At 43.0% G+C, this 18,966-nt stretch carries 16 protein-coding genes; 3 read left to right on the plus strand and 13 right to left on the minus strand.

Annotated elements, in window-relative coordinates; translation table 11 throughout:
- Positions 1-14 precede the first annotated feature (14 nt).
- Genes ACLTWA_RS04600 through ACLTWA_RS04610 form a run of 3 tightly spaced genes read right to left on the minus strand, consistent with a single transcriptional unit; the run spans position 15 to position 2,786 of the window.
- Positions 15-497, minus strand: coding sequence for a V-type ATP synthase subunit K (locus ACLTWA_RS04600; protein ID WP_412326388.1), 483 nt, complete (start codon positions 495-497; stop codon positions 15-17).
- Complete coding sequence (locus ACLTWA_RS04605; RefSeq protein ID WP_412326389.1) at positions 494-2,476, minus strand: V-type ATP synthase subunit I; 1,983 nt, start codon at positions 2,474-2,476, stop codon at positions 494-496. The genes ACLTWA_RS04600 and ACLTWA_RS04605 overlap by 4 nt, the downstream gene beginning before the upstream one ends.
- Positions 2,466-2,786, minus strand: coding sequence for a hypothetical protein (locus ACLTWA_RS04610; protein ID WP_412326391.1), 321 nt, complete (start codon positions 2,784-2,786; stop codon positions 2,466-2,468). The genes ACLTWA_RS04605 and ACLTWA_RS04610 overlap by 11 nt, the downstream gene beginning before the upstream one ends.
- Before the next feature lie 431 nt (positions 2,787-3,217).
- Between ACLTWA_RS04610 and ACLTWA_RS04615 the strand changes: the two genes are divergently transcribed.
- Positions 3,218-4,642 (plus strand): TrkH family potassium uptake protein, encoded by a 1,425-nt coding sequence (locus tag ACLTWA_RS04615; protein ID WP_412326393.1) that lies wholly within the window; start codon positions 3,218-3,220, stop codon positions 4,640-4,642.
- Positions 4,643-4,656: 14 nt separating this feature from the next.
- Positions 4,657-5,301 carry a potassium channel family protein gene (locus ACLTWA_RS04620; protein ID WP_412326394.1) on the plus strand — a complete coding sequence of 215 codons (645 nt, stop codon included), beginning with the start codon at positions 4,657-4,659 and terminating at the stop codon, positions 5,299-5,301.
- A gap of 100 nt (positions 5,302-5,401) precedes the next feature.
- Here the strand turns inward: ACLTWA_RS04620 and ACLTWA_RS04625 are convergent, their stop codons facing one another.
- From ACLTWA_RS04625 to ACLTWA_RS04645, 5 genes are all read right to left on the minus strand, one after another.
- The gene (locus ACLTWA_RS04625) at positions 5,402-7,153 is read right to left on the minus strand and encodes an ammonium transporter (RefSeq protein ID WP_412326395.1); all 1,752 of its coding nucleotides are present in this window, start codon (positions 7,151-7,153) and stop codon (positions 5,402-5,404) included.
- Positions 7,154-7,441: 288 nt separating this feature from the next.
- Positions 7,442-7,738 (minus strand): hypothetical protein, encoded by a 297-nt coding sequence (locus tag ACLTWA_RS04630; protein ID WP_412326396.1) that lies wholly within the window; start codon positions 7,736-7,738, stop codon positions 7,442-7,444.
- Entirely contained in the window at positions 7,735-9,300 is a 1,566-nt protein-coding gene (locus tag ACLTWA_RS04635; protein WP_412326397.1) for a glycine betaine ABC transporter substrate-binding protein, read from the minus strand. Before ACLTWA_RS04635 ends, ACLTWA_RS04630 begins: the two co-directional genes overlap by 4 nt.
- Positions 9,297-10,433, minus strand: a complete 1,137-nt coding sequence (locus tag ACLTWA_RS04640) for an ABC transporter ATP-binding protein (protein ID WP_412326398.1) — start codon at positions 10,431-10,433, stop codon at positions 9,297-9,299. Before ACLTWA_RS04640 ends, ACLTWA_RS04635 begins: the two co-directional genes overlap by 4 nt.
- Before the next feature lie 117 nt (positions 10,434-10,550).
- Positions 10,551-11,189 carry a TrkA C-terminal domain-containing protein gene (locus tag ACLTWA_RS04645; protein ID WP_412326399.1) on the minus strand — a complete coding sequence of 213 codons (639 nt, stop codon included), beginning with the start codon at positions 11,187-11,189 and terminating at the stop codon, positions 10,551-10,553.
- Between the two features lie 158 nt (positions 11,190-11,347).
- Here ACLTWA_RS04645 and ACLTWA_RS04650 point away from each other — a divergent pair, with 158 nt between their 5' ends.
- Positions 11,348-13,042 (plus strand): S8 family peptidase, encoded by a 1,695-nt coding sequence (locus tag ACLTWA_RS04650; protein WP_412326400.1) that lies wholly within the window; start codon positions 11,348-11,350, stop codon positions 13,040-13,042.
- Between the two features lie 33 nt (positions 13,043-13,075).
- On the opposite strand, the gene ACLTWA_RS04655 is transcribed toward ACLTWA_RS04650, so the two are convergent.
- Genes ACLTWA_RS04655 through ACLTWA_RS04675 form a run of 5 tightly spaced genes read right to left on the minus strand, consistent with a single transcriptional unit; the run spans position 13,076 to position 18,929 of the window.
- Positions 13,076-14,254, minus strand: coding sequence for an ABC transporter permease (locus tag ACLTWA_RS04655; RefSeq protein WP_412326401.1), 1,179 nt, complete (start codon positions 14,252-14,254; stop codon positions 13,076-13,078).
- Entirely contained in the window at positions 14,238-14,999 is a 762-nt protein-coding gene (locus tag ACLTWA_RS04660) for an ABC transporter ATP-binding protein (RefSeq protein WP_412326402.1), read from the minus strand. The genes ACLTWA_RS04655 and ACLTWA_RS04660 overlap by 17 nt, the downstream gene beginning before the upstream one ends.
- Complete coding sequence (locus ACLTWA_RS04665; RefSeq protein ID WP_412326403.1) at positions 14,980-16,614, minus strand: efflux RND transporter periplasmic adaptor subunit; 1,635 nt, start codon at positions 16,612-16,614, stop codon at positions 14,980-14,982. The genes ACLTWA_RS04660 and ACLTWA_RS04665 overlap by 20 nt, the downstream gene beginning before the upstream one ends.
- A 17-nt stretch (positions 16,615-16,631) precedes the next feature.
- Complete coding sequence (locus tag ACLTWA_RS04670; protein WP_412326404.1) at positions 16,632-17,801, minus strand: S-layer homology domain-containing protein; 1,170 nt, start codon at positions 17,799-17,801, stop codon at positions 16,632-16,634.
- A gap of 15 nt (positions 17,802-17,816) precedes the next feature.
- A complete protein-coding gene (locus ACLTWA_RS04675; protein ID WP_412326405.1) occupies positions 17,817-18,929 on the minus strand; it encodes a DUF418 domain-containing protein in 1,113 nt (370 codons plus the stop codon).
- Between the last annotated feature and the right edge of the window lie 37 nt (positions 18,930-18,966).

Consider the following 18,966-nt stretch of genomic DNA (forward strand, 5'->3'; position numbering starts at 1 on the left):
CAGCTGCATGCCAATTATCTCGGGTAGGTAACAAACAACATGATAATCGATGCTACGAAACCAAGAATCGCATAGGTCTCAACGATAGCTGCCAGAATGATTCCCTTTGTATTATGTTCCGGATTTCTTGCAAGAATCTGCATACCGGAAGCAGCTACTTTTCCCTGTGCAATACCGGAAAGCAAGCCGGCAAGCCCTACCGGCAAGCCGGCAAACAACAGATAAAGCCCCTGTGCCAAACTGGGATTATTACCGATCTGCAGCAGTACAAGAAAGCCAATAATAAAGCCATACAATCCCTGGGTACCAGGCAACAGCTGCAGGATCAGCGCCTGTCCAAACTTTTCAGGTTCTTCTGTAATGATTCCTGCCGCTGCCTGTCCCGCTACCCCGCAGCCCTTTGCTGATCCAACACCAGCAAGCCCTACTGCCAAAGCAGCACCTGCCGCCGCAAAAATAAAACCACCGTTTTCTAAGAAATAATTTGAAATTGTCATGATTCATCCTCCTGATTTGTTTTCTTAATTGTTATATAGTCATTTTCTATCCGAAAAGGCCTGTATGCTTTTCCACCGCCTTTATAAAACTTACCAAAGAATTCCACGTATTGCAGTCTGCAGCTATGGACATAGGCGCCAAGTAAAGACAGACCAAAATTTAATGTCTGGCCGAATACTGCAATCAGCGTACCAAACACTAATTTTCCAATAACTCCCGGAATCAATCCTGACATCAGATTAAAAGAGAAAGCAATATATGCTCCCGAAAGTCCAAGTGCTACAATTCTGGTGTATGAAACAATATCTCCCACATAACTGGTAAGGCCGTATACACCATAAAGCCCTCCCCCGATTTTTCCTCCGATGGTTTTACTGCTTCTTCCCTGAGTTGCTGCAAGACCTGCAATGCAGATTCCAAAGATGATGCCAAAAGGTCTGGAACTACCAAACGGCAAGGTTCCGGTACCAGTTAAAAGCAACAATATACCGCTTGCCAAAGTAAGTATCCAGAGAACCGAATCGCAGAAGACTCCTGCATAATCCTTTTGTATATAACTGTTCATCCCTTTCATGACCAGACCGCTGAATATATGAATCACACCAATCACAAGAGATAAAATCAGCATGAATACAATATCTGTCTGGGTATCCAGAATCGGTTTATGTCCTCCTCCAGCCACAGGAACAGGAGCAAAAATGGTGATACCGAACATACTTCCATATAAGAGGCCGCATACTATGACAGATATCCCGATATAGAAAAACATTTTGACGGACTTTCTCATCTTTTCTTTAAAATCTATCCATCGCAATGCAAAAAAGCAACCGAGAGTCAGTATCAATCCGTACCCCACATCCCCTACCATCATCCCGAAAAATATCAGATAAAAAACGGTCAGTATGCTGGTGGGATCTAATTCATTATAAGCCGGAAGGCTGAACATCTCCGTAATACTTTCAAAACAGGAAAATATTCCTTTATTATTCAGCTTTACCGGAATTTCCCCATCGTCAGGAGTAACTGCTTCCGTCTCCATATAGTATGCCTGAGGAAGCAGCTGATCAAGCAGCCTGTTTAATTCCGGAATGTCTTTTTCCGGTACCCAGCCTTCCATGTATAAAACATGGCTGCTGTTTAAGAAATTATTTATTACCTGATTCCGGCTCAAAACGGTATTTACTGCATCAAGTTCAATCAAGAGTTCCTCGTACCTATGCCCCAAATCCTTTAAAGCGTCATTGCACTGACCTATTTCCAGTTCTGCTGCCTTTAACCGGTCTGTATTAATTTCTATCAACTCCCCGGGCGTTTTTTCAAACACAACATCTAATATAGGAATGGACTGTTGATTTAAATAATCCTTAAGCTCCTGGTATAACTCCGGGTCCACTGCTGCCAAACAGACCGTATCCTGCTTTACTTCACCTAACGGTTCAAGATACAACTCAGGGAATGTCTGTTCCAGTTCCAGTCTTACTTCCTTCTTTGCGGTTTTGACCGCAATAAGAAAAGCCTTTACCTTTGACAAACAATTAAGATCTATTGTTTTGAAATCCACAAAGGTATATTGCTCCAACTGTGCATTCTCTGATTTGATTCTTTTTATCTCCTGAGACAAAGCCTCTTTTTCTTCCAATATCCGCTTTACTTTTCTGTGAGTGTCCTTTAACTCAGGCTTACTAAGATAGTAACAGCATTCCTCATAGGTCAGCCGCGGACGTTTGCTGGTTATGGATTTTTTAGGTATATAAGCCTTTAACGCTTTTAACGTTGTTTCAATCACCGGCTTTTCTTCTAATAATTCATAATCCTCTACCGGCGCTGGTTTTGATAAGAAGAAATAGTCTGCCGGAAGCTCCTGCAGTTCTAAATTTCTGAAATGAATGGTACCTGACTTTTGAATCTCTTTTATCAGTATTTCGCTCTGATCACGTATTACGGTGATTGAGACCTTTTTCATTTTTTCAATTGCCATACATTAACACCCGTTTAACAACAAGATTCACTGCCTTCTCAACATTATTCTTAGAAGGATTTTCATACTTTTCCAGATTATACTGATTTTCCTGTTCCAATTCCAAACATCGGATCTTTGCTTTTTCTCTTGCCCTTAACAGGATTTCCTGCTCCAGAAGCAGAGTCTCATCCATTTTCTTTTGCTGTTGTTCCTCTTTTTGTTTTTTGACTTGATCGACTTGCCTGTCCGCTTCTTTTTGCGCTTCTTTCACCATGGTAATGGCCGACTCTTCCGCATTCTTAATTGCTGCTATAGTACGAATAGACATGAAATCACTCCTAACGTTATTAAATTATTAGTTATTTGGAATTCAGTTATGTGTTTTTAAACGGGGGTTCGTAGAACTTTCCTATAAAACAAAAAAAACTGGTACAAGAAGCCTGAGTACCTCCCCCCGGGTACCCTGACGACTTGTAACAGTTTCCTGTCCAACCGATAACAACCAAATCTCTAATTAGATAGTTTATAACATATAAATTTATTCATGTCAATATTAACATTCCGTTTTTTAATACTTTAAAGTCATAAATTCCAATGATATGCGGTAATGATTTTGAGACGGTCATATTGTATTTGGCCGTTTCCCATGCTATAATCACATTGATCAGGAAGTAAATTATTACTGGCGGGCATTATGTAATCAACAGCATTTTCAGCTCCATTGATTATATAATGTCTTTTCTGTAGGAGGAACTTTTTTTGAATATCCATGAATTAAATACCAGCATTTTGATTTTATTAAAGAAACTTCGTTCCACAATGACACCGTCCCAAATCGTTATTCTCAGCTTTTTGACAATCATATTAATAGGAACTGTTTTATTAAAGCTTCCTTTTTCCCAGGCAGATTCTGCCTCATCTGTTTCATTCCTGGACTGTCTGTTCACAGCTACTTCAGCGGTTTGTGTTACAGGCCTTGTTACGGTAACAACAGCCACTGCATGGAGTGTTTTTGGTAAAATAATCATCCTACTGCTTATACAGATCGGCGGTCTGGGTCTTGTTGCTATTATCACCTATCTGGGCATTCATCTTGGGAAAAGAATCACCTTAAAAGACCGGCTGACTCTCCAGACTGCTTTTAATCATACCGACTTTCACGGTATGGTGCGCATGGTTATATTTGTAATAAGAGGAACTCTCATCTGCGAAGGAGTCGGTGCATTCATTCTTTTTATTGGCTTTTACATGGAAGGAAACGGAGTCCTTACCGCTTTGTTCTATGGTATTTTCCACTCTGTCTCCGCCTTTTGCAATGCAGGATTCGATATTATTGGAGAGAAGAGCCTGATTCCTTATGGCTTAAATGTTTTCATCTGCCTTCCTGTTATGCTTCTTATTATTATTGGCGGCATCGGATTTTCTGTTTGGGCTGACTTGATTCATAATATAAAAAATCACTTTTCTTCATATACCAAACGAAGATGGAAATTTACACTCCACACAAAACTGGTTCTGATCACAACAAGTCTTCTTCTGCTCAGCGGAACCATTTATTTTCTAGCTGCTGAATATAATAACCCGCAGCTTTGGGAAAACGAAGGATTTGGAGAAAAGATGTTTCAGGCGCTCTTTCAATCTGTAACCCTTAGAACTGCCGGGTACGCAACCATTGACCAGGCAGCCCTTAGCGGAACATCGAAATTTATTTCCGGCCTTTATATGATAATCGGCGGTTCTCCCGGAGGTACTGCCGGAGGAATCAAAACAGTCACGCTGGCAGTTGTAATATGCAGTGTATGGTCTGTAATAAAGGGCCGGTACACCATAGATGTATTTCACAAAAATATACCTTTGCAGTTATTGCAAAAATCCCTGACTATTATTATCATTATGACGGCACTGCTTGGTACCGGTACTGCTATTTTAACATTCACAGAATATAATAATGCCTATCCCCATATGACGGTGGATCTTTTTTATGAGGTGGCATCTGCTCTCGGAACCGTTGGGCTTACGACCGGAATCACCCCATTCCTTAGTTCACATGGAAAACTACTGTTGCTTTTATGCATGTTTATCGGAAGGATTGGGCCTATATCCATCTTGATTTCATTATCTAAAAGAGGGGAAAAAGCCAATAATAATATTAAATACCCCAAAGAAGACATATTAATCGGCTAAAGGAGCATTGCGATATGAATAAAATAAAATTTGATAAAAATGCACAGATTGCAGTTTTAGGTCTTGGTAAATTCGGACGCAGTATTGCTGCTACGCTTCATGAAAATGGAATACAGGTACTTTGCTGCGATATCAATCCGGCTCTGGTACAGGAAGCTACCGAATACTGCACCTATGCCATTGAAGCGGATGTAACTGACCCAACTTCCCTGTCAAAAATGGGGCTGGGGAATTTTGATGCGGTTGTGGTTGCTTTCAGTTCTGATTTTGAAGCAGCGATTATCACCTGCATGATTGCAAAAGAAATGAAGATTCCATTTGTTCTGGCAAAGGCAAATGGCATACGTCAAAAAAAGATTATGGAGAATATCGGTGTGGACCGGGTTGTCCTTCCGGAAATGGAAATGGGAGAACGGATTGCCTATCAGTTTATTACAAATGATCCCATGGAATACATTCATCGCTCAGAGGAATATGAAATCATAGAGATGCATCCCAAACACAGCTGGATCGGAAAGACGCTCCAAAAACTGGCGCTCCGGCAAACCGAGGGAATTAATATTCTGGCGATTATACGAGACAGCAAGGTCATGGCTGTTTTAGGCCCCCAAACGGAAATCAAGGAGACAGATAACCTTATCGTACTTAAAATGCTGTAAGGAACAGGCGCATTTAAGATTATTTCTGAACGTTAAAAGCAGCGGGAGTAACATTTACCTCCGCTGCTTTTCTTATTCCCTTGATTTCGGTTTTCCGCAATCAGTCTTCCCCTTGTAATGCATCAAATCCTGTTTCTCCGGTTCTCACTTTAACTACATCTGTCACAGAATATACAAATATTTTCCCATCTCCGATATTACCTGTATACAGCGCTCTCCTTGCTGCATTTAAAACCTCAGAAACAGGTACTTTTGATACTACTATATCTACCTGGACCTTTGGAAGCAGATTGGTTTCTACGGGAACCCCGCGGTAGACCTGTATCTGTCCTTTTTGCAGCCCATATCCCATGACCTGGGTGACTGTCATTCCGGTCACATCAATTTTATTCATCTCATTTTTCAATTCCTCCAGCTTATCCTGGCGGGTGATGATGGTAACTTTAGATATCTTATTCTCAGAAGCCGGCATCGCTTCCTTTCTTTCAGAAGCCGGAGCCGCTGGTGGAGCTGGATTCGCCGGGCGTTCAGCCGCCGCTGGCACAGCGGAAGAAATTAAACTGCTTCCTGCACTGTAATACATATTTCCTGCAGGCATAAAGTCTGCATAGGAACTGGCCAGGCCATGTTCCTTAATATCCAGCCCTTCCATTTCTTCTTCGGAAGAAACCCGAAGGCCAATGGTTTTCTTAATGATAATAAATGTAATGGTAATTGTCACTGCAGTCCATAAAAGGATACAAGCAACTCCAAGCAGCTGTATTCCAAGCTGACGGAGTCCGCCTCCATAGAAGAGTCCCTTTGTGACTGATCCGGTGTCATATATGCCAAACAGCCCTACCGCTAAAGTCCCCCATATACCATTTACTCCATGAACTGCTACCGCACCTACAGGATCATCTACATGAAGCTTCATGTCTATAAATTCAACAGCAAAAACTACCAGAAAACCGCCGACAATTCCGATAATCACGGCACCAGTTGCATCTACATTGGCACAGGGTGCTGTAATCGCCACCAGCCCGGCCAGGGAACCATTGAGCGTCATGGAAACATCCGGCTTCCCATTTTTAAACCAGGTAAACAGCATAGTTGTTACGGTAGCAAATCCGGCAGAAATGGTTGTTGTACCGAATACCTGAGCCAGCTGTTCCACAGAGGTACAGGCTGCCCCGTTAAACCCGTACCAGCCAAACCACAAAATAAAGACCCCAAGTGCTCCTAAGGTAATGGAATGACCTGGTATGGCATTCACCAAAGTTTTTCCATTCTTATCTTTTGTGTATTTTCCAATACGCGGTCCAAGGATTGCTGCTCCGATAAAGGCGGAAAGACCTCCCACCATATGAATGGCACTGGAGCCGGCAAAATCAACATATCCAAGGTTAAAGAGCCACCCGCCTCCATTCCAGATCCATCCGGCTTCAATGGGATAAATTACGGCACTGATCACAGCACTGTAAATTAAATAGGCATTGAACTTGGTGCGTTCCGCCATGGAACCGGACACAATGGTTGCCGCCGTCGCACAGAACACCAGATTAAAAACAAAGCTGGACCAGTTAAACTCTGCAAAATTAGTAAATAAATCAAGATTGGGAATCCCCACCAGTCCCATGACAGTATCTTCTGCCATCATTAAACCAAATCCCAGGAATAAAAATACCACAGTCCCGATGCAGAAATCCATAAGGTTCTTCATAATGATGTTACCGGCATTCTTTGCCCTGGTAAAACCGGTTTCAACCATGGCAAATCCGGCCTGCATAAAGAATACAAGAGCCGCACCGATCAAAAACCAGATGCTGAACATATTAGAATTCGCCTGTGTCAAAATATCGTTTACATTCATCTCATTTCCTCCTCTAAATAAAAAAGCAGGCATACTCCACCGTTACATGGAGTACACCTCATTGTGCAGAGAGGAGTCTTAATTGCCTGGCTGATAAAAAAACAAAGGCACCAGAATCTCCTCTCTGGCCCCTTTGCCTACTGGTAATAGTATATACAAAGAAGTTAATATTGTCAATCATATCCTTTAATGATTCTGTCATTTATAATAATATATTTACAATAGCTTTCAGTTGCATCCTATTTCCCTTGCAAGTCTGATTTTTTTCATCAGATAAACCGCACACGCTCATGGCTGCGGATTAATAACCTCTTGATTTAAAATCCGGACTGCTTTATATAAAAAGGAAAGGGTGATAACCGTATACAGCCCTCCTGCCGCCGCGTACAGGCAGAAAAGCCCCAGCGGTTTCAAAAACCACAGGACAAGCATCAGCACGGCAACAGCACCCATGTAATGACCGAAGAGAATTCCGGCCTTTTCTTCCCTTAAAGATAATTCCATTTCTCCGGCAGTCAGCTTCAAAAGTGCCGGAGAAGAAAAAATCAAGGAAACAATTGCAAACACCACAATTCCAAAGATCATGATATCAATCCGTTCTCTACCAAAAATTTACGAGCAACTTCTGCAGGAGTCTGCTGCAGCTCATCCACCTGGTAATTCAGTTCCATCATGACCTCATCCGTCAGCAACGGTCCCAATTCCTCCAAAAGAGCAGGAATTTCAGGGAATTCCTCCAGTGCTTCCTCTCGGATGATCGGTACTGCATAATAAGGCGGGAAAAATTTCCTGTCATCAATGAGTGTTTTTAAGTTGAATTTTTTTAAAAGTCCATCTGTTGAAAAGGAATCAATAACATCCACCTCTCCGTTTTGCAAAGCAAGATAACGGGGAGAATTGTCTAATGTAAGGCTATTTCCTATCTGAAACCCATAAGCCTTCTGAAGACCGGAAAGTCCGTCTTCCCTGTTGCTGAATTCAAATGTGGTTCCAGAAGTCATGCTGTCTGCTCTTTTAGCCAGATCGCTGATGCTTTCCAAACCATACTGCTTTGCTGTCTCCTGAGTAACCGCCAGCGTATAAGTATTATTAAAATTCATCTGCTTTAATACCTCAATGCCGTACTGCTCTTTCAATTCCTTCTTAACAGTCTGATAGACCTTTTCCATATCACTGACAGGCGGGTGTTTCAGCATATCCGTATAAGCAGTTCCACTGTATTCAATATACAGGTCAATGTCTCCGCCTTTAAGCGCACCGAAGCAGACCTGGGTCCCCCCAAGGTTCAGCCTTCTGTTTACGGAAATATCCGTCCGGTCCTCGATGAGATCCGCCATCATGTTTCCCAGGATCTCCTGCTCTGTAAAGTCTTTGGAACCTATGGAGATGGTTCTGGAGCTCTGCATCTGTCCTCCCAAGGACGTAACGATAAAAACTCCCGCTAAAAGAAACGCTGCCGCGCTGAGTACGGCCTTTTGCATTGTCCGCCTTTTTTTCTTTAAGGCTGTATCTCCTTTTTGCAGACTTACCGGGGTCACCAGCTTTTCAACCAGGCCGAGGAGAAAATCAACGGTCAGGGCCAATATACAGGCAGGTATGGCTCCGGCAAGGATCTGGTTATTATTCACGGTCTTAATGCCGGAAAAGACAAGATAACCAAGACCTCCGGCACCGATAAATGCTGCCATGGTCATAAGTCCAACTGCTGTTACAGAAGCGATACGTACCCCTGCCATGATGACAGGAAGAGCCAGAGGTATCTGAACCTTTGTCAGCACCTGAAAGGGCGTTAAGCCGATCCCTTTGGCAGCCTCCAGCGTCTGAGGATTGATATTTTCAATTCCCGTATAAGTATTTTTTATGATGGGAAGCAGAGAATAAAGAACCACTGCAACGATCGATGGAACCGTGCCGATTCCAAACAAAGGAATCATGAACCCCAAAAGAGCCATACTGGGGATTGCCTGGATTATGTTGGCAAGGGATAACACCGGCTTTCCGGCTTTTGATGTATAGGAGATGAAGATACCAAGAGGCACTCCAATCAGGATAGCCAGACCTACCGAAATGGCGGTCAGCTTCAGATGTTCGATCACTAAAGAAAGGATCTGAGGATAACTGCTTCCTAAATATTCTAAAAAACTCATTGTGCCTCTCCCCCTTCATAATCAAAATATTGCTGGCTCAAAGTCGTTACCAGACTGCTTCGTGTGATCAAGCCCACCAGACGCTTCTGCTCATCAACCACAGGAACCGTAGAAACATGGTTTTCCGTCACGATTTTCAATGCATCCAGAATGCATTGATCCGGTAACAGGAAAGGAAAATCTTCAGACATATATTCTTCCGCCAATCTTGCCCGGTCTTCCACTCCCCTTAACTTTCCGGCCTTTACGATTCCGGATAAACGCCGGCTCTCCCGTTCCACGATCAAAAGGCTGTCAACCTTATTCTGGCGCATCTTATCAATGCATTTTAAAACAGATAAGTCTCTGAATGCAGTGACCGGATTCTCGATCATAATGTCGGACACCTTTATAAATTCCGGGGAAGACCAGATTCGGTTTTTCCCTACAAAACTCGATACAAACTCGTCTTTCGGGTTATTTAAAATATTTTCAGGAGTATCGTATTGAAGGATATCGCCATCTTTCATTATACAGATCATATCTGCAATTTTTATAGCCTCATCCATATCATGAGTCACGAAAACAATGGTTTTTTTCAGTTTGGACTGAAGCTGTACCAGCTGGTCCTGAAGGTCAGACCTGGTCATAGGATCCAAGGCTGAAAAAGGCTCATCCATCAGGATAATATCCGGATCAGTTGCAAAGGCCCTGGCTACACCGACTCTCTGCTGCTGCCCTCCGCTAAGCTCCGTGGGATAACGGTTCAAAAATTCCTTGCAGTCCAGTCCCACCATCTGCATCATCTTCTCTGTATTTTTTGAAATGTCTTCCTTCGATCTTTTCTCAAGCTTTGGAATCAGCTCAATATTTTCCTTTACTGTCATGTGGGGAAACAGACCGGTCTGCTGGATCACATAGCCAATGCTCCTTCTAAGAGCCACCTCATCTATGCTGTTGATGCTTTTGTCATCAATGTAAATCATACCCGATGTGGGCTTAATCAAGCGGTTGATCATTTTTAAGAGAGTTGTCTTTCCGCATCCACTCTCACCGATAACAGCCACCAGGCTGCCACTATTTACCGTAAATGTAACTTCATTTAGAACTTGTTTTGTCTTATAACGTTTTGAAATTCGTTCAAATCGTATCATTTTTTTCCCTCCTTCTCAACAAAGTAACAACTTAATTATATACAAAAGTTGTTACTTTGTCAAATCAGGGATAAAAATAAGCCCGAAGCACTACGGCTTCAGGCCTTATCCGGCAGCTCATTCAGAAGGATATAAAAATTCTTTTACCCTGTCTAAAGTATCATCCTGAGTCACAAAATATATGATATCATTTTCCGAAAGCGCAACGTAGGGGCCAGGTGATTTTATCAGCGTATCGTTTCTGCTGACTCCAATAACAGTGGCACCTGTGCGCTGCCAGAATTGTATTTCGGTAACGGTCTTGTTCAGATAGACACACTCCCTGGTAATCCTTATTTCAAAAGGCATGAACGGATTCATGGATCTAAAATGTACGGAAGCCTCTATGAGGTCCTTCATACACTCATTTAAATAATCCATTTCCTTTCTCTGGCGGCTTACGCTTTTCAGCAGATTCTCCTTGATGGTGTCAATGGTCTGGCGTTTCCCATTCTGCTGAATATATTCCGCCGCCTTTTTCCGGGATTTGATTATGATCCCATTGCCCTTTTCGGAAGTAACGATTCCAAGGTCACTGAGAATGCAGATCGCCCGCCGCGCAGTTTCCGGGGAAACTCCGTACTGGCCAGCAAGAGACGAACGGGCATATATCTTCTCCCCTTCTTCATATTCTCCATTGGCGATCCGTGCGGCCACCTCCACAGCAATCTGCTGATAGCGTGGAATGGCGGTTTTGCTTTTTAACTCTATAGACATACGATTCACGTTTCCTTTTCATAATAATGTAAAGCAGAATCAGTATAGCCTAAAACATAAGACAAGGCAAGATGGAAAAGACAAAATATTTCACTACCGTACTGAATATAATAAACCGACATTATTTTTGTTCCGTTTTTTAAGGAACCTGGATATCTTTGGCGATAGGAGGCGATATTATCCATAAAATATTAGATGAAAACTATTTTGATTTGCTGGTAGAGAATGTTTTGGATATTCCGCTGGAAGAAGGAGAAGGTATCACACGAATTAATGACAGATTTTCAATCATACATATAGAAAACAATGATTTTAACATGTGCAGCCTAAGCGTTTATCCTTACCACACCTTTCCAAGTATTTACGTCCCTAATTCAACGGTCAGCTTGGAACGAAGCTCCATCAATCCTGTAAGAAATAACCCCGGCCTTTCCCTGTTCGGGCAAGGCGTTCTTATTGGATTTGTGGATACAGGGATCAAATACGAGCATGAGGCATTTTTAAACCTGGATGGTTCCACCAGAATCGTTTCCATCTGGGACCAAACCATTACTGATGGCAATCCTCCAATGGGTTTTACCTTTGGAACCGAATACGATAAAGCCGCCATTAACATGGCCCTTTGGAACACAGACCCCTTATCCATAGTTCCTACCACCGACTCCACCGGGCATGGCACCATGCTTGCAGGAATTGCGGCCGGTACTATCATTGATTCAAAAAATTTCAGCGGTGTCGCTCCAAAGGCAGATATCATCGCTGTAAAACTTTCCTTAGCCAAAAAATACAACCGTGACATTTTTGGCATCTCACAAAATGTTAATTGCTATCAGGAAACCAACATTCTTTTAGGAATTGAGTATATTAAGTCTGTCGCCAACCAGCTAAGGCGCCCCTATATCATATGCATCGGTATGGGTTCCAGCCAGGGAAACCATGACGGGCACAACGCTTTGGAAATCACTTTGAACAATTTAGCAACCGTACCAAGAGCGGGAATATGTATTGCAGCAGGAAATGAAGGAAACAGTCAAAGACACTATCATGGGAATTTTACTTTAGAAGAAAATGAAAAGAAAATAGAGCTTAGGATTGGGGAAATGGATAAAAATTTTTCCATGGAAATATGGCAAAATGCCACCAACCGGCTGATGGTGGAAATCATTTCTCCTAAAGGGGAAAAAGTAATGTCCATCACGCCAAGGTTCAGCGAATGCAGAGAACATAATTTTATTATGGAGCCGTCAAAAATCTATATCAATAACATAATTGTGGAGCAGGAAACAGGAGAACAGCTGATTTTAATAAGATTTCAGGAAGCTCTTAGCGGTATATGGATCATTAAGGTCATCAACATGGATTCTTTTATTGGTGCATTTAATGCCTGGCTTCCTGCCGGTGATATCATTTCAAATGAAACTTATTTTCTAAAATCAGACCCGGATAACACCATTACCTCTCCTGCCACTGCCCGTAATCCTGTAACAGTCACTGCATACGATCCGTTCAATAACAGTATTCTGGCAGAATCCAGCCGCGGCTTTACCACCACCGGAACGGTGAAACCCGATATCGCCGCTCCGGGATTTAGACTTCCCTGTCCAACGATCCAAGGGACAGATACCTACGGAACTGCAACCGGTACCGGAGCCGCCGCCGCCCATACAGCAGGAGCCGCTGCCATGCTTATGGAATGGGCGGTCCTTCGAGGCAATTATACAACGATTACCGGAAGAGATATCAATGGACTGCTGATACGGGGCGGCAAGCGAAACAGCTATTCCAACTATCCAAATCCGGTATGGGGGTATGGACAGTTGGACCTGCTCCAGGTTTTTCAGAGCCTTGTCTGATAATAAAAGAACACCTTTTGGACAAAAACGCATTTAATCACTTCTTAAAGCATCAATCGGGTTCAAACCAGCGGCTCTGTTGGCAGGCATGAATCCAAAAAACAAACCAATTCCAACAGACACCCCAAAAGATACCAAAACAGCACTCAGCGAAGGAACAGCACGTATGCCTACGGCTTTTCCTACAAAAGAGGTCGCACCGCAGCCTGCCAATATTCCGATGATGCCTCCAAAAGAACTGGTAACCGCAGCCTCGATAATAAACTGCTGCATGATCGCTCCCTTATTGGCCCCTAAAGACTTCCGGATTCCAATCTCTCTGGTGCGTTCCGTTACCGAAACCAGCATAATATTCATAACACCTACACCTGCCACCAGAAGAGAGATTCCTGCGATTCCCCCCAGCATATTGCTAATGGAAGCCATCTGCTTATTCATCGCATCAAGCATTGCGCTCATTGTAGTTACACGGTATAATTCTTTATCCTTAATCGTTTCCCGCAAAAAATTTTCCAGGAGCATAACCCCTTCATCTGCTTTTGATACTTCCTTTACGGTAAATACATAATCTCCTATATTTGCATTTTTTGCGGCTTTTACTGCAACTGTATAAGGCATCCATACAAAATCATCTTCTCCGCCGCTATACATATAATCCTCATTCCTTACCTCAAAAACTCCTGCAATCTCATAGGTGTTTTCACCGATCTTAATCTTCTGTCCTACCGCACGCTCTGCACTCCCATATAGAGTTTGAGCCACATAAGCTCCGATCACACAGATGTTTTGCCTTGATATAACGTCTGAATACATGATTGAGCGTCCCTTTTGCAGTTTAAAACCTTTGATCGCCATATACTGTTCACTGCAGCCCTGAACCGTAGTATATTTCAGCGATGCCGTACCATTTCTTACTTTTTCCGATATAGTCACACTAGGACTTACGTGATCGAACAACGCTCCATGCTGTTCATAAAATTGGTAAACATCTGCACTGCTGACCTTTCGTGTTGTTAAATTTGTAACGTTTACCTGAATCTGGTTTGCTCCCATATCTGAGTAACTTTCCATAACCTCCGACATGTATCCATTTACCAGGCTGACCAGTATGATAACGGCTGCAACACCGATGATGATGCCAAGCATGGTTAGAAAAGAGCGCATTTTATTTCCCCATATACTTTTCATTGCAAGTTTAAAGGATTGCAGCATAATCGTTTGCCTCTCCGTCAAATTTTATTTTTCCATCTGCTACACGTACTACCCGCTTTGCTTCCAGTGCTATCGAATTATCGTGAGTTATCATAACAATGGTATTCCCTTCTTCATTGATCTGCTTTAAGAAATCCAGAACTTCTCTGCTGGTTTTTGAATCAAGTGCGCCGGTGGGTTCATCTGCCAGTATCAACGACGGATTTCCTGACAGGGCACGGGCAATTGATACTCTTTGCTGCTGTCCCCCGGAGAGCTGTCCCGGAAGATTCCTCCATTTGTCTGCCAGTCCAACCTTTTTCAGGGCATCAAAGGTACGTTCCCGCCTCTCTCCTGCTGCCATGCCTGCATAAAGCAAAGGAAGCTCCACATTTTCCGCAAGGTTCAGCCTGGGAAGTAAATTATACTGCTGAAAAATAAACCCGATCATCTCATTGCGGATGCGCGCAAGCTGTTTGTCACTCATTTCCCGTACAGACTCTCCTCCCAGATAGTATTCGCCTTTGGATGGAACATCCAGAGCCCCTATGATGTTCATCAGCGTGGATTTTCCGCTTCCGGATTTTCCCACAATGGCAACAAATTCCCCTTTTCCGATGCAAAGGCTCACATCATTGCTGGCATACACTTCTTCCCCCCCAAGATTGTAAATCTTAAAAATATGCTCCAGTTCAATTAGATATCTGCTTGAATAATTTCTACTTTGGGTCTTGCAGACCTTGTTTTTATTCCATGGTTTCAGCATCTGCATCACCTCCCATGGAATCCATGGAACTGTCCCCGAAAGAGCTTGTATCCGGCTGCGCTGCATACACTTCATCGCCTTCCGATAAGCCGCTTTTAATTTCTACTTCCGTTGCACTGATCAGACCTGTTTCCACCTTTACCGGGCGAAATCCAGCCGGCACATCTCCCTGGCTCTCTTTCTGCTTATCATCTTTTACATATACCTGATCGCCCCGCATCAGTGCACCTGCCGGAATTACAAGCACATTCTCCGATTTTGCCAAAGTTATAACCCCTTCAACATTCATTCCCGGAATAAGGTTTTCCTTGCTTTTCAAGGTAATAATAACCGGATATGTACTGACTCCATTGGCCGCCGTACTTTCTAAGCTTACATTGGTAACCGCTGCCTTATACACCTTTCCCGGAAATGCTTCTGTAGATACAGCTACCTCCTGCCCGGCTTTAACCTTATGGATATCAAGTTCATCCACCGGCAGCTTAAAGGTCAGTTCTGAAAGGTCGTAAATGACAGCCAGTTCTGAATCTGCACCTGAATTTTTACTGATAATGTCCCCTGCCTTGAATTTTTTTGAAACAACAGTTCCGGAAATCGGAGCTTTTATGGTATAGTTTTCATCATTTTTTCTGACTGAGTCTAATTTATTCCTTGCTGCTTCTGCATTTTCCTCTGCCTGATTCAGGGAATCCGTAAGATTCTTATTTAAGTTATCCGCAGTATTGTCTGTCATACGAAACAGCGGAGTTCCTTTTTCTACATAATCTCCTTCATTTACCAGCACTGTATCTACTTCCACCGAAACAGGCAGGTCCGCTTCCACAGAATTATTAATATCCGGCTGAAAAGCCCCCTCTTCCACGCCCGGCACGCTTCCAACGGAAGCAGAAGCCTTTGTATCGGCAGTTAAACCGCCTGGATTTTGTACCGATATGGTTACATTGCGAACCAGACGCCCTCCGGTAAGTGCGACTTCCTGACTTGATACAAAATCCACCGTTCCATTTATCTGTTCTCCCGTATCTGCAAGAGTAATTACAGCTGGCATTCCTTTTCCAATGGTTGCGGCATCCCCTGACAAAAAGGGAATTTTCAGTTTCATGATGCGGTCACTGTATAAATCCGCAATTTTTGTACCCGAATCCACTTTAGAACCCGCCTGGATATACAGCTCCTTTACATAGCCTGCACTTTGTGCCTTATAAGTATTTCCGCTGTACTTCCGTCTGGAATCTTCATACAGTTTCTTTGTCTGCTCAAGAGAACCTGCAGCCCGGTTTAAGGTGTTTTCTGCCCCTGACAGTTCTGAATCCATGCCCGATTTATCAATTTCATAGAGGACCTGTCCCTTTTCCACCTGATCTCCTTCTGAAAAATCAGCGGATAAAATCTCTCCCTCCACCATTGAGGTGATCTTATAGGTATTCTTGGCTTCCAACGTACCGGAAGCCTTTAATTCAGAAGTTATATTGCCTTTTGTAACTTTCACGGTATTTACAACATTCTGGTTTTCCGCCATTGTTTCTTTTTTCATCTGCATCCATAGAAAAAATCCTCCACCCGCAGCTGCAATTACCAAGGCAGTCACAAATACCTTTTTCTTGTTCTTAATCATAGATTTAAGCCTCATATTTAATAATCAATGGCATCCACTGCCGTATACGCCGTCCCGTTTTTACTGCATACGATTACAACCTTGTCCCCGACAGTTACTTTTCCATATATGGAAAATAAATACTGGAGCTTAGAGGAGTCCAGGTTGACGGACAGATATCCGTTGTCATCCATTGCTTCGCTGTCACTGATTTCGCTGTCAGAATTGCCGGTATCAACTTCCAGCCGTATGGAGGTAGGGGTAATGACATCGGTTGATTTATAATAGATATTCTTTACTTCACCCATAAGCAGAACATATGCATTTTCTCCTGTCAATGTATCATTATCCCAACCGTCTGTAGTATAAGCCCAGATAGTTTTTGATTTGACATTATAATAAAGTACAACAAATCCAGTTGCCTTTTGAGAAGCTTTTACTGCAGCCAGAGTACTTGCGGTTCCATTCAGGAACACATTTGCTTTCTCGGAGCTAAATGGCACTGATTGGCTGACACTAAACCCTTTCCGAACCAGAATCGGTCCCTTTCTTTCATCCTTTAAAATAGAGATCGGGTTGATCTCTCCATCAGAATTCAGCTCACAATCCAACATTTTTCCATAGATTTCAGAAGTGTCCTTTTTCTTTGTCTTTAGGAGATTATAAAACAGATTCACACAATCGCTCTGATTCAGCACCTCATCTGCCCCCCGGTTTAAATTTTCATTCAGTTCCAGAAACTGGAATCTTGACATTCTGGAAGACGTCATATCTCCGGTAAAATCCCCATCTCCATATCCAAGAAGGGCAAGCACAGCCTTTACTCCCTCTCTGTAAGTAACTTTCTCATCCGGTCTGAACACGCCCCCAAGAAACCCCGTCATAAAGCCCTGGGAAACTGCAATTTTGATGAAAACGGCGTTGGGATTATCCACCGGAACATCTGCAAATACGGAAGAACTGGAAGCCGGAAGATTTTCCCGGAAGCCGGAAGCATTTACAAGCATCCTTGCAAAATCCCCTCTTGTTACCTGTCCCATATTATTTGAAACTTCCATAATTCCTGTAAGGCTGACAACATTATCACGCATGTTAAAATCAGAAGTACTTATATCTGCACTGGCAATGACCGGCTGAAACTGTGTAATCACAGTAGTTGCCGCCACAATACCTCCTATATAACGATATGATTGTTTTTTTCTGCTCATAAGGTAGTTCTCCTTTTATGCAAACAGCCGTTCAAAGCGGCGTATCCATGTTTCAAGAGGGCCATTGGGAAGATAATTAAGCAAACAGCCGGCAATCAGAGTTGCTGCTGCGACAAAGACATCACCAAAAGGAATTGCTCCAATATTAATACCCATAATATTAATTCCTGCAATCTGCAGTCCCCAAACGATTGCAAACTGAAGCGCATACAATGTCAACGCAACACGTCCGACAGCACTGAAAGGCTTAAGTATCCCCGTGCTTTTCTTTTCAATCAGACACAATATCCCCAGTATAATCATTGAAAGCCCCATGCCAATGATCAATTCAAATGCAGACCCACCCTGAGGAGCGTCTTCAAAAAGCATCTGCCATGGAGGCATCTGCGTATTCAGTGGCCAGATTGCATACGGATCGACCTGGGTAGCCGCAACATTTGATACCTGTATGAGCCACGCTTCAAACGATTGGGAAATCCCCGGAAGTACAAAATACGCAAACAGTTTAGATGGGATCAATACAGCAAACCCGACAGCAATAAACCGCAGAGCAGTTTGTGTCCTGTGAAGATCCAGGCGTCCAACTACCATTCCCAAAACAAAGATGGGAGCCCAGCCAAGTGCAGACAAGGGACCGCCTGCAATATCACTTAACAGGGCGGCACCGGAAAACAGGCTCAGGCCGGTAATCATAAGCGGAGGCCCTGCCAAGAACAAAATACAGGATAAGGTAAAAAGTGTACGTGTGGAACGATGAATGAGTGGCAAAGCCAATATAAATAACATGGCGTAAGCTGGTAAGACCACGCCAAACGGGCCATTCAGCATAATAAGAACATATCCAACAAAATCAATAAATACGGCCCTTGCCAATATCCGTGCCCGTAATACAGCAGGCTCTGTCTTACGTTCTGTCATGCGCTGAGCCATAATGGAATAGGAAATCCCGGAACAGAGCATAAATAAAATCATTGTATTCCCAGACACAAAACTATTTCCCTGATTCAAAGCAAAATGCTGTATAAACATTCCGATTACTGCCAATCCGCGTGCAGCATCCAGTGCAATTAGCCGTTTGTTATCCCGTTTTGGGGAAATAACAGGATTCTCAAGTTCGTGATTCATCATAAATAAAAATATCCTCCTCTTTCAAGTTGTCCGTTTA

Origin of the sequence: Lacrimispora sp., assembly GCF_046972725.1 — a bacterium.
Taxonomy (GTDB): domain Bacteria; phylum Bacillota; class Clostridia; order Lachnospirales; family Lachnospiraceae; genus Lacrimispora.